A 12,283-nucleotide genomic window follows, 5' to 3' on the forward strand; every position below is an offset into this window, starting at 1 on the left:
GTTTCCCTCACCACTACCGGACCGGTTGGAGAATGGCCCTTGCCGGAGCACCATTTCCGTTCGGAATTTTTAAGGGTAAACAGATGAGCATATACTCACCCGGTTTCACTCGGGAAAATTCGAGTCCTTCAATAATGACAATTCCGGCTTGAATAAGCATGCGAGCAATCTCTTTTCCATTTTCGTGCTTCCCTCCAATCAACAGTGCATCAATTCCGACGGTGCTCACCCGCCGTTCAGCAAGCCATGCCGCGGCAGTTCGATCAAGAAAAATAGTTTCTTCAGGACGGTGTGTAGAGTACGGGTCAGAAGCGGAATTCCGTGTTTTCAGGAGAATCCGATCATGCGAATAGATGCGGTGTTTTTTTAATTCTTCCGCTTTTACAGAATTCCTATCTTGGATCTCAATCACTTTAGCCAGACCTATTGTCGCTGAAAACTCTGTTTGTTCATTGTCTTGATAAGGACTTCCACATTTCACCGGAGCGCCGATGTGCGTTCCGGCATGAGAACTCATTGATATTTTGGAGACATGAACCTTATCCCCATTTTTTCTATCCGTCACCGGTTCCATCTGAAATGGTGGGTCATCTGGTCTTTGAACCATTCCCGGATATAGAGGCATTGATATGTCAATCCAATTAGATATCATGACCTGGTTCATCACTTCTCAATCGTTACTCTTCAAAAACCACGAGGTAGGCCAGGCCAGCTTTTCCTAGGACGCCTTGTTCCGGACCCCGGCATTTGGATGATACCATCGAAAGATTATGGTTACTTCATTCCTTCGCTCAATAGACCTTTTTTCAAGGGCCTCTTGCGATTTGTCTACACCCTGTGTCCGAACACACGGTCTAAACTGTCAACAGTGAAGGTCCTAATTTGAGAGGTGCACTGTTCATCCATAAACCATTAGATGAAATTGATTTAAATGAAGGTGAATTCTACATGCCACTGAATTTGGCCATCATTTACGGATCGGTGAGAAGCGACCGGCAGGGTATCAAGGCCGCCCGTTTTATGCTGAACACCTGCCATTCCCGCGGCCATGCCGCAACACTCATCGATCCTCTTCTTTACCCCCTTCCCCTGTTGGATAAAATGTATAAGGAATTCAAGCCCGGTCAGGCACCTCGGACTCTCCAAGAGGTGGCTGAGCTGATTATTCCGGCTGACGGCTACATTATTGTGTCGGGCGAGTATAATCACACCATTCCTCCTGCCCTTTCGAACGTATTAGACCATTTCCTTGAGGAATACTTTCGAAAACCTTCCGCAATCGTATGTTATTCGGCAGGTGGGTTTGGCGGAGTTCGTGCGGCAATGACCCTCAGGGCCATGTTAGCTGAACTGGGAATGTCCAGTATTCCATCTCTGTTCCCCATCTCTCATGTACAGGACGTCTTCCAGGAAGATGGCACGCCTACCGATCAAAATATCCATCAAAAGGCCCTAGAGTTTTTTGAAGAACTGGAATGGTATGCGTATGCCCTGAAGCAGGCCAGGACCCATCCTTGTCCTCGAAGTGAGAGTTCAACACGATCGCATACCTGAGTGTGCCAGGCTTGATCGAACATAGCATTTCCAGAACTTTTTGAGAGAAGAGTTTGAGAGACTACTCAGAAGAAGACTGACGCGCGAGCATCTCTGATGCTCCTGATAGTGACTTGATTGAGCTGCATTATTATTTGGTTGCAGCCGATATGGCTCCGCCACACATGATGACAGGGGAAGTTTCCCTCAATTGGCACCGGAAATCAGATTCTCTTAAGCTGGCCAAATGATTGAAGGGTACACCCTCAGTAAAAACAGGCAGGGAGAATTCAGCCGATACTCCATAGGATTCATTTTTCACATGGTTGTTTGAATTATCCCATTAGTGGTGGACCTTCGTGATCTTCTCCGGTCAGAACTTCCGCTTCTGTTTCTTCCAAGCTTTCCATTTCACTGACCATTCCCAATAACACCTGTCGTCTTTGCTGGAGAGACTTTTGTAAAAGATCACGGGAGGTCGGTTCTTGAGCAGACTCAGGAAGATTGACCAAAGCTTCGGCTTCTGCCATGGTGGCAAAATTATAGGCAGCCATTTTCCCTTCTCTTCCGTCTACCCGTTTCAATATCTCCTCAGTTTCACGATCAAACTGGTCCAACGCTTTGGGATTTACCTGTGTGGTACTCAGGTTCTCCAACTTTTCCAATTGCTGTTTCAGTTGATCTACCCGGGAAAAGGCCGAAAATGATGCATTGGTGTTAGGCATAACAACATACTCCCTTCGATTAGACCCGATTTTTTACAATATGAATTTTTTTCGTCCTCAAGTCCTACGTTTAAAAGTTTTCTGCCTCATGACCAGGACTCTCCCTGCCTGTGTGCCGAGGAATAACACAGATCCATATTCAGATGCTCTTGGGCAATTCGGATAGCGCCCACTACCCGATTGACGGCCAGAGGACGACCGGCGGTTTGAATCGCACCAAATCGAGAGACCTCAGGAACGAAGGGTGTAGAAGATCCGTCTCCCAACACAATAGTTTGGCCTTTATACCCCGAGGCTTTAAGATCCTTTAAAATTTCTATCGCATCAATATGAGGACAATTCCCATCCAGAATGATGATATCGGGAGAGGTTTGCCGGAGGCGCATCCACAAATCTTTACTATGGGTAATTCCCATCGCACTTTTTCCCATCTTTCGCAATCGGCCCGTCATCGATTCCAAAAATTTTTGATTCTCTGTCACAAGGAAAATCATTTGCGCCTCCCTTATGCATTTATTTTGACGGATTCAACCTAGGGCTTTTTAGCGAACTTCGATGGTATCCGCCACTATCAAAAACCCTTGAATGTGCAAATTTCGTGATGCCTTCATAATCCATCTGTCTAAGGGTGAGGGGGTCTTGAGAAAAACGGTAGACAAAATGCTGATGGACTATTCCAATTTATCTATTTTAGAGAGTGAGATAGAGAACTACATTGAAGAAATCAGCTCTCCCGTAAGTGAATTTTAGTAGGAAGGCAATATGAATCAACGGCAATATGGAGATCTATATGCCACGACCCTTTCTAAGGATGTTTTTCGGTTTCATCCTGTTCCTGGCGCCCTGTTCAGAGACTGTAGCCATTTCTCCAATCCAGGGCTCCTACAAGGCCAGTGAGCTGGTTGGAAAATCCGTCAAGAATTTGCAAGGCGAAGATATTGGGCAGATTGAGGAATTGGTTATTGGAAGCAATGGTGAAGTCGGGTATGCCGTTTTATCCTTTGGAGGATTTTTAGGTGTGGGAGATAAGCTCTTTGCTGTGCCCTGGGCCTCGCTGGCCCACCAACCGGATCGCGAATATTTGACTTTGGATATTCAGCCGAAAAAATTAGAAAAGGCACCCGGCTTTGATAAAAATGATTGGCCGGACATGAAGGATGAAAAGTGGAAACTCCTCATAAGGGAATTCTACTCAACGCCGGACCAAATCCCTCAGATTTTCAAGGCCCGGTAGGCCTGTGTGAGCAATGGACCGACGAGGAAAGAATGAAGGGGCATCAACCATAAATCACTCAACGTACTCACACTTGGACAAGAATGAAGTCTGGAAGAATAAGGGGAGTCATCTTGGCGTTGGTAGCTGCGGGTGTTGCCATAGGGATCGGTGCACTGTATTCCATCGGAAGTGCCGACCTGCCTGTTCAAGATCAGCAACCTGTACGTTTTAGTCATCAACAACATGCGGGAACTTTGAATATTCATTGTCAATTTTGTCATCGGTATGCCACGCAATCTTCAGTGGCCGGTGTGCCATCCATGGCCTTGTGCCAGACGTGCCATGCGTCGCTTCCTGAAACGACACCGGATATGAAAATACTGCAGATCTATTGGAAAGAAAAACGGCCGGTCCCATGGGTCAGACTGCAGCGTCTTCCGGATCATGTCTACTTCACGCATGAAATGCATCTGTTCGCGGGCCTGTCCTGCACTTCATGCCATGGAAATGTTGCCCGCATGTCGAGCACCCCGAGAGCGCCCACCTATGAAATGGGCTGGTGTTTAACCTGCCATGAACAACGGGGAGCCTCTCACGATTGTTGGACCTGTCACAAGTAAAAGGACACGGCCATGGACCTAAATCGCCGGACCCTATTGAAGATTCTTGGACTGACAGCAGCCGGATCATCCCTGCCGGGATGTGAGCGAGAGGTGCATAACCTCGTGCCCTATCTGTTGCCAGACGACCATATCGTTCCCGGAGTAGCGAATTGGTATGCGTCCACATGTCAGGAATGCGAAGCCGGTTGCGGGACCATAGTTCGTGTCATGGAAGGGCGGGCCAAAAAAATTGAAGGCAATCCCAGACATCCGGTTAATGAGGGGAAACTCTGTGCCCGGGGACAAGCCGCTCTTCAAGGTCTGTACAATCCCGACCGCCTTCAAGGTCCTCTAAGACGTGAAGGTCAAAGAGGCCAAGGCCGATTCCGGCCGATTACCTGGGAAGAAGGACTGGCAGAATGGGTGGAGCAACTACGAACGCATGCCGGAAAGTCGGCCATGGTTACCCGTCCGGTGTCAGGCACATTATGCAGCCTGTTGACAACATTGATGGATTCCCTATCCGGTCGTCTCGTGATGTACGAATCCACGGGAGAACAGACTCTCAGAACAGCCAACCATCTCAGCTTTGGAACCCATGACCTTCCTTTCTATGACCTGGCAAATGCCGATTACCTCTTGTCATTCGGTGCGCCATTCCTTGAACACTGGCTCTCACCGGTGTCCTTTGGTGTGGCCTATGGAAAATTCCGTCAGGGCCGCCCGTTGGTTCGAGGTCGTTTTATTCAGGTGGAGCCGCGCCTGTCCCTCACCGCCTCGAATGCGGATCAATGGATTCCTCTTAAGCCGGGAACAGAAGGATTACTGGCGATGGGTATTGGACAGGTCTTATTACGGGATGGCCTGACTGGGCTTTCTTCTTCTCACCGGACATCTTTTCACCAAACCTTTTCTGCTTTCTCATTGGAAGATATTTCGGCCAATACCGAAGTCTCGGAAGAGGTGATCACCCAACTGGCGCATGAACTGACATCAGCGAATGCTCCGCTAATTCTGGGTGGGGGTCCGGCTGCGGCCCAGACCAACGGGACAACGACTCTTATCCTCATTAATGCACTCAACGTGATGATCGGCGCTATCGGGCGGCGCGGCGGACTCCAGTGGATGGAACCTCAAAGCTCCCCGGTGGATCTTGCTCGACCCGGGTTGGCCAGTGAGCGGACGCTCATGGATTTGGTCCGGGAATTTGAACAAGGATCCCGCACGCTGCTTCATTTGTATCGCGCCGATCCTCTGTTCACCCTTCCACCGTCACTGGAATTTGAGCGGGTGTTCGACCATGCGCAGTTCATCGTGAGCTTCAGTTCCTTCCTTGATGACTCGACTATGATGGCTGATCTGATTCTGCCGGATCATGACCCGCTGGAATCATGGGGGGAGGTTGTTCAACAGGATACGAACCCCGTGCCGGTCTGGAGTGTATCGCAACCTGTGGTGCGTGTTCTCTATGACACAAGGCCCATTGGTGATGTGTGGTTGGACGCGGCTCATCGATTGGGGGAACCTCTCCGTGAACAGGTTCCCTGGAACACCCTTCACGATATGTTGAAGAGCCGATGGCAGACTCTCCTAAGGAAGGATGACTCTCCACAATCATTTGAGACCCGCTGGAGAGAGACTCTGCAGGAGGGCGGGTTGTGGCCTTCCAACATCCCCATGCGCCAGATGAACCCGGTCATACCCTCCGTCACCTATGAACCGCCGCAATTCCTGGGGAACTCCTCCGACTACCCTCTGTATTGTTATCCCTATCTGTCCCTGGGGTTGCATGATGGGCGTGGGGCCAATCGTCCCTGGCTCCAAGAATTACCGGATCCTCTGACCACCGGCATGTGGGGAAGTTGGATTGAACTCAATCCAACCACGGCCCAGGCATTAGGAATACATCCTGGCGACCGGGTTCGAGTCACGTCGGATTATGGGTCGATCGAAGCGTCAGCCATGGTGTTTCCCGGCCTGCATCCCGACATGATTGCCGTTCCCATAGGCCAGGGGCACCGTGCGTACGGACGATATGCCAAGGGGCGTGGAGTGAATCCCATGGTCTTGCTCGGTCCAAGTTTTGATGGTCAATCGGGTTCTCTGGCCACAGGAGGGACGCGGGTTCGTGTTGAGCGTATCAAAAGCGGATCGCGGTTGCCGATGTTGGAGCAATCCGGAAAAAACCCTGCCTTCGGGCGTATACAGGAAACGGGAGGTTTGTAATGAGTCAAGATCCTCAAGCAACGGAAGAGTATTCAAAAACGGCCGCATCACCCTATAAATGGGAAATGGTCGTCGATCTGGACCGGTGCTCCGGATGTGAAGCCTGTGTCGTGGCGTGTCATGCCGAAAATAATATTCGCATTTCCGGGGAGGAGGAAGCAGCCGAAGGGCGAGCGATCAATTGGATTCGCATTGAGCGATATTGGGAAGGAGACTATCCCAACGTCAAAGCCAAATTCCTTCCGGTCATGTGCCAGCATTGTGACGATGCTCCCTGTGAACCCGTCTGCCCCGTCTATGCTTCGTATCACACCCCGGAGGGGTTGAATGCTCAGGTCTATAATCGTTGTATCGGTGTTCGATACTGCGGGAATAACTGTCCCTATGTCGCCCGTCAATTTAATTGGTTCGATCCCCATTGGGACGAGCCGTTGGCGGAGCAGTTGAATCCGGATGTGTCCGTCCGATCCGGCGGTGTGATGGAAAAATGCACATTTTGCGTGCAGCGAATTCGAAGTGGAAAGGAAGCAGCTCACAAAGAAGGTCGGCGGGTCAGAGATGGAGAAATCACACCCGCCTGTGTGCAATCCTGTCCCACATCCGCCCTGATTTTTGGTGATCGGAATGATCCCGACAGCCGGGTGTCTCACTTGAAGAAGAGCCGGAGAGGATTTCATCTTATGGAATCTCTGGGTACGCATCCGGCCGTGACGTATTTGCGGAGGCTGTCGGAATGACCGACCGGCCAACGGTTTGGGAGGAAATGCCCAAGATCAATCGGGACCTTCTCTCGCCGCTCCAGACGACCACCTGGACGTATTATCTCTGGGTAGGCGTGTTGTCCTGCTTTGTCGCAGCGGGTGCGGGAGCGTGGACTTACCAAATTCAAACCGGGATCGGACAAACCAATTTGCATCATCCCATTTTCTGGGGGTCCTATATTGCCTCGTTCGTTTTCTGGATCGGCGTCAGCCATTCCGGAACGTTTATTTCCGGTGTTTTGCGGTTAACGAATGCCGAATGGCGTCGACCTGTCACGCGGATAGCTGAGCTCATGACCGTTGTGGCCCTTCTCGTCACCGCATTATTCGTCTTCTATCACCTGGGTCGGGTCTGGCGGTTTTATTACCTGATTCCATACCCCAATCAACGGGAACTCTGGCCGAACTTTCGTTCTCCGCTGATGTGGGATGCTACAGCCATTTTCACGTATGCGACCGCAAGCACCATCTATATTTACCTGCCCCTAATTCCCGATTTTGCGCTGGCCCGGGATCGAATCCAGGGATGGAGAAAAACCGTGTATCGCTGGCTGGCGATAGGATGGCATGGATCTCAAGCGCAGTGGCGCACATTGGAAATGGCCATACGCATTATCACACCCTTGATCGTGATGGTCATGATCTCGGTGCATTCCATTGTCGGATTTGATTTCAGCATGGCTCTTGTGCCGGCATGGCATTCGACTATTTTCGCTCCCTATTTTGTGGTCGGCGCGGTGCACTCAGGCTTAGGGATGGTGATGATTGGTCTCTACGTTCTGCGTAAGGTGTATCAGTTGCAAAATTATGTTCGAACTGAACACTTTGAGAAACTCGGAAAATTGTTGCTGGTCACGACCCTGCTCCTGGCCTATCTGTATTTTGCTGAGCAATTAACTGTCTGGTATGGCAAGGTGCCCGATCATATTGCCGTGCAGAATTCTCTTCTCTACGGAGCGTATGCCGTGCCCTTCTGGTTCATGGTGAGTTGTATTTATGTCATTCCCCTGATGACGCTGATATGGCCTCGTTTTCGACAATGGCCCGTAGGACTCATGATGGTAGGGCTGATCATCAATATCGGCATGTATATCGAGCGCATGCTGATCATTGTCCCTCCCCTTGCCCATCCGAGGCTCTCATTTCAGTGGGATGAGTATTTCCCTTCGCTGATAGAGTTCGCCATTCTGGTAGGCACGTTGGCCTTGGCTCTCTTGCTGTATTCGCTTGCCGTGAAATTCGTACCGGTGATTTCGATCTGGGAAGAAAAACTGGGGAAAAAACATGCCCAAGAACACTGAGACGATGGACAGACACGTGGTGCTGGGATTATTCAATCCGGCGACTTCTCTCCCTCCTGTGATTGATCAAATACGAAACCAGGGCATTCCCGATATCCTTATGGAAATTCTCTCCCCTCTCCCGCTGGAAACCTCTTTGCTCAATAAACCGGTTCGCATCCCGCTCCATCGCCTGACCATTATCGGAGGGATCGTCGGAATTGGGGTCGGGATATTTTTTGCCGCAGGAACTGCGCTCCTGTTTCCCTTAGTGACGGGAGGGAAACCCATTGTGAGTATTCCGGTGGTGGGAATCATCTCCTATGAAACCATGATGCTGATGGCGATTGTCGTGACCTTTTTGGCGACAGCAATCAAAATTGCCTTCGTGCAACAATCCGGCCTCCGCAATGATCCGCGCATTGATGAGGGATCGGTAGGTTTATCGATTCAGGTTGGAAATGACATTGCCAAGGCTCACTCCATTTCCCGCCTGCTTCAAAATGCCGGGGCTTCTGAAGTGGAAATACGGAACATAGCCAGCGACCCATGAGGACCGGGGATGATACTAAACCATTTTGTTTTGAACCGCTCGTACCGTATCCTGGGTTGGATCATATTGGCTGGACAGTTTCTGTGGGGATGCTCGGAAGATATGAAAGAACAGCCTTCCGTTGCGTATCAAGAAGCTCCCCGGTTGCAGTCACCGCCGGAAAGCTCTCCGAATATGTCGCCATTTTCCCTTGCGACATCTCCGCTGGAGCAAACAAAAAATCCGACCGATGGCGCACGGCTCTTTGCCATTCATTGTGCCCATTGTCATGGACAACAGGGAATGGGTGACGGACCGGTGGCCGGGTATCTGCCGGACCTGCCGCCCAATCTTCACGCTTCGGCGGTGCAACAGAAACCTGATGAGGTGCTGTATACTATTGTTACCCATGGAAAAAATGTGATGCCCGCGTTTGAACCCTTTCTTTCTCAGGAAGAAAGATGGGCCTTGGTGACATTTCTTCGGACTTTTTCGGAGCATGCGCCATCCGCCAGTCTTTTGATGCACAAACCGAATACACCGAGTTAGTTAACGCGTCTGTGGTAACCATGATGACGAGTTCAAGCTTTTGGATCGGCTTTTTCAGTTTGGCCCATATTACCCTCGCGAGTCTTGGGGTGGGATTCATGGTTCTGGCTCCCATCGCGGAAGGATTGGGACGCAGCCGTCCCTATTTTACGGATTTTGCCTATCTGGCCACACGATTTACGCTGGTGACGTATACCACCAGCATCGTGTTGGCTGTCTTTATGCTGGAATTATTTATCGGACTTTTCCCTCTCACGAATACCTATCTGTTTAACCACTTCCGCTATCCTTTGCATCTGGCTTTGATCGTGTTTTTCATTCAAGTGTTGTGCCTGTATCCCTATTATCACTTTTGGGATCAGCTTCGTTCGAAAAGTATCACCTGGCATATCACGTTGGGTACGGTAGCCGCCGTCTTAATTCTGATATGGGGAGGAATTCTGGACGGGATCGGTTCTTATATGATGACTCCTGTTGAAGGCGATAGCGGATGGGCAAGGCTTTGGAACCCGACATGGGTGCCCTTGATGGTCCATCGATTCTTTGGAAATTTGGTCATCGCCGGATACGTCATGGCGGCGTATGCCGGATGGCGCCTTTGGAAACAATCGGGTCAAAAGAAGGAAGATGCCTATTACCTCACGCTCATAAAAACAGGCATGGCCGTCGGCATTGTGAGCCTGATGATTCAGCCGGTCTCCGGCTTCGTATTCGCGCAACACATACAGCATGCCCAGCCGGATATTTTGCAGAACCTCTATGAAGGCCAAACGGTCTTGTTGGTGATATGGCAATTTACTCTCCTGGCTCTACTCCTGTTAGGCAGTCATCTCATTTTTCGCTCGGTGCATCTGGAGCGGGGACATTCCTACCGGGCGGAAATATTTTATGTGTTGACGGTCGTGTTGATGGTCGTTCTGGCGCCATACCCTGTGTATCGGCGTATCGTGAATCTTATCGTGCTTCTTCAAACGGGTTGGTACCTTTTGTATGTGTTTCCTGTTTGGATGCGTGGCTCACCGCCCTCACTCAACAAGCCGTTCATTCATTTCATCGCCATGGCCCTTGGTCTAACCGCGCTGGTCCTCTATTTGACAATGGGAACCATCCGTGAAGTGGCCAGAGGGCCGGATACCATTCATGGAATTCTCAACAGTCAGACGGAATCCACGTTTAGAGATAAGACATTCCCATGACTCTTGAACCCCTGGAAACTTCTATGTCCGTCGGGCGTGTGGCGATTGCCGGCTCCGCCCTGACGCATAGCTTATTTGCCACGTTCATTGTGGGATCATCCTTAATCGGTGCGGTAACAGCAACCTGTAGCTATGTAACGGAAAAAGAATGGTTCCACCGGTTGGCCAAGCTGATTGCATTTGCATTGGTGCTTTCCACTGCAACCGTTTCATTTTTTGGTGTCGTGCTGGTGTTTGCTCTGAACATCTACTGGCCTCAATTCTGGCATCGTCTGTTTCACGTGATGTTTTGGCCGTTTTTGGGAGAGGCGGCATTATTTTTGGGAGAAGCGATCTTTGCGTATGCCTGGTATTACCTTTGGGAATGGGGACGGCATGGGTGGAGACAAACGGTGCATTTGGCCTTTATCTGGCTTGCCGCAGGCTGCGCCTTAAGTGCCATGTTTATGATCGATATCACCGCTTCCTATATGCTGACCCCGGATCCCATTCATTCGGCATGGGAGAATGTGTTCAATCCCACGATGATTCATTTGGATCTTCACCGGTGGTTTGGCAATCTGACTTGGGCAGGTTTTGCCCTCGGTGGAATCTGTGCCGTCCGTTATCTGAAATCTACAATTGATACAGATCGAAACTTTTTTCATAAAGGAGGAAGTTACTGTTTTGTAATTGGCTACGGAGCTCTGCTGGTCATGCCGGTGGTGGGATATCAATATTTGCTTCATTTGCGATATGGACAACCCCAGGCCTTTTATACCGTGATGCTAGGAGAACGTTCGTGGCTTTTTGATGTCGTGGCGTTATTGTACGGATTATTAATACTGGTCGGTTCTTTGTGTGTTAGGCAGATGGTTCGGTCGCAGTCACAACCACCTCCCTCTTTCATGGGGTTCTCCCCCTTGTCTCTCGCTGTCATCGTGATCGCCGCTCTGATTTTGGCGATGCCCTATCAATTGCAGCATATCCCTCTTCTCAATCGGTTGACCGATCAGGAAATTAATTCTTTGGGGAAGATGCAACCGTATAAATATTTTGCGCTTTCAAGCCTTGTAGTCTTTGGATTTGGACATTGGCTCTACTCCTTGCGGGTATTTGGGCGAATGCCACCAGTCGCCGTTTCGAGAGCCGTCTCCGAAGCTCGGAGAAGGATGGCGGGTATGTTGATAACGTTGGCAGGGTTGACGGTGATCATTCTCTTAGCCATGGGATGGGTTCGCGAATCCGCTCGTGCAGTCAACGGGTACCTCATTTATGATGAGATGCGGTTGGAGGACGAAAAATCAACCTATCAAGCCTCTCCTTCGGAAAATGGTATTGTCTCCCAAGAGATTCCTTACGACTCCTCTGAGCGATGATCCATATCCTCCATTTTCCACGGTAAGGGCAGAGTTTTCGCCGCCTGCAAGTCTGACATGGGCGTGCCAAGAGACTTCAAAGACCCCCAATATCAATTTGCAAGGCTTCGTGAGGTCCCAACCCCCCGGAGTATTTTCTATATCAATGGCGTGGTTAGCGAGCATTCCAACGATCCGGTTGTGGTCGACTATAGCCAGACGGCTTAGGCCTCGTCGTTTCATAGTCAGGACGGCCTGATAAAACTATTCATAGCCGCTGAGAACCTCTGCCACAGGGCTCATAATATCTTTGACGATCATCCTAC

Annotated in this window: 14 protein-coding genes; 11 read left to right on the forward strand and 3 right to left on the reverse strand. The window is 50.2% G+C overall.

Annotation, left to right across the window (positions count from 1 at the left end):
- Positions 1-13 precede the first annotated feature (13 nt).
- Complete coding sequence (locus LX98_RS12030) at positions 14-625, reverse strand: cyclase family protein (protein WP_496429133.1); 612 nt, start codon at positions 623-625, stop codon at positions 14-16.
- Between the two features lie 323 nt (positions 626-948).
- Between LX98_RS12030 and LX98_RS12035 the strand changes: the two genes are divergently transcribed.
- Positions 949-1,554, forward strand: a complete 606-nt coding sequence (locus LX98_RS12035) for an NAD(P)H-dependent oxidoreductase (protein WP_496429134.1) — start codon at positions 949-951, stop codon at positions 1,552-1,554.
- A gap of 314 nt (positions 1,555-1,868) precedes the next feature.
- Here LX98_RS12035 and LX98_RS12040 read toward each other — a convergent pair whose 3' ends face one another.
- Together LX98_RS12040 and LX98_RS12045 are read right to left on the reverse strand one after the other, a co-directional pair.
- On the reverse strand, positions 1,869-2,258 hold the full coding sequence (locus LX98_RS12040; RefSeq protein WP_496429135.1) for a hypothetical protein: 390 nt from the start codon (positions 2,256-2,258) through the stop codon (positions 1,869-1,871).
- Positions 2,259-2,344: 86 nt separating this feature from the next.
- A complete protein-coding gene (locus tag LX98_RS12045) occupies positions 2,345-2,752 on the reverse strand; it encodes a response regulator (RefSeq protein ID WP_496429136.1) in 408 nt (135 codons plus the stop codon).
- Positions 2,753-3,048: 296 nt separating this feature from the next.
- Here LX98_RS12045 and LX98_RS12050 point away from each other — a divergent pair, with 296 nt between their 5' ends.
- The 10 genes from LX98_RS12050 (at position 3,049) to LX98_RS12095 (ending at position 12,185) form a co-directional block, all read left to right on the forward strand.
- A complete protein-coding gene (locus tag LX98_RS12050; RefSeq protein ID WP_496429137.1) occupies positions 3,049-3,492 on the forward strand; it encodes a PRC-barrel domain-containing protein in 444 nt (147 codons plus the stop codon).
- Between the two features lie 113 nt (positions 3,493-3,605).
- Positions 3,606-4,094 (forward strand): cytochrome c3 family protein, encoded by a 489-nt coding sequence (locus LX98_RS12055; protein WP_496429138.1) that lies wholly within the window; start codon positions 3,606-3,608, stop codon positions 4,092-4,094.
- Between the two features lie 12 nt (positions 4,095-4,106).
- Positions 4,107-6,302: a molybdopterin-dependent oxidoreductase gene (locus LX98_RS12060; RefSeq protein ID WP_496429139.1), complete on the forward strand. Its 2,196-nt coding sequence runs from the start codon at positions 4,107-4,109 to the stop codon at positions 6,300-6,302.
- A complete protein-coding gene (locus tag LX98_RS12065; RefSeq protein WP_496429140.1) occupies positions 6,302-7,039 on the forward strand; it encodes a 4Fe-4S dicluster domain-containing protein in 738 nt (245 codons plus the stop codon). Before LX98_RS12060 ends, LX98_RS12065 begins: the two co-directional genes overlap by 1 nt.
- Positions 7,036-8,364 carry an NrfD/PsrC family molybdoenzyme membrane anchor subunit gene (gene nrfD / locus LX98_RS12070; protein WP_496429141.1) on the forward strand — a complete coding sequence of 443 codons (1,329 nt, stop codon included), beginning with the start codon at positions 7,036-7,038 and terminating at the stop codon, positions 8,362-8,364. The genes LX98_RS12065 and nrfD overlap by 4 nt, the downstream gene beginning before the upstream one ends.
- A complete protein-coding gene (locus tag LX98_RS12075; protein WP_496429142.1) occupies positions 8,348-8,896 on the forward strand; it encodes a quinol:electron acceptor oxidoreductase subunit ActD in 549 nt (182 codons plus the stop codon). Before nrfD ends, LX98_RS12075 begins: the two co-directional genes overlap by 17 nt.
- A gap of 102 nt (positions 8,897-8,998) precedes the next feature.
- Positions 8,999-9,424 carry a c-type cytochrome gene (locus LX98_RS12080; protein WP_496429143.1) on the forward strand — a complete coding sequence of 142 codons (426 nt, stop codon included), beginning with the start codon at positions 8,999-9,001 and terminating at the stop codon, positions 9,422-9,424.
- 20 nt (positions 9,425-9,444) lie between these two features.
- Positions 9,445-10,620 carry a cytochrome ubiquinol oxidase subunit I gene (locus LX98_RS12085; protein ID WP_496429144.1) on the forward strand — a complete coding sequence of 392 codons (1,176 nt, stop codon included), beginning with the start codon at positions 9,445-9,447 and terminating at the stop codon, positions 10,618-10,620.
- On the forward strand, positions 10,617-11,978 hold the full coding sequence (locus LX98_RS12090) for a cytochrome ubiquinol oxidase subunit I (protein ID WP_496429145.1): 1,362 nt from the start codon (positions 10,617-10,619) through the stop codon (positions 11,976-11,978). Before LX98_RS12085 ends, LX98_RS12090 begins: the two co-directional genes overlap by 4 nt.
- Positions 11,979-12,035: 57 nt before the next feature.
- Positions 12,036-12,185 carry a hypothetical protein gene (locus LX98_RS12095; protein ID WP_496429146.1) on the forward strand — a complete coding sequence of 50 codons (150 nt, stop codon included), beginning with the start codon at positions 12,036-12,038 and terminating at the stop codon, positions 12,183-12,185.
- The last annotated feature ends 98 nt before the right edge of the window (positions 12,186-12,283 follow it).

The sequence above is a fragment of the Nitrospira marina genome, from assembly GCF_059568365.1.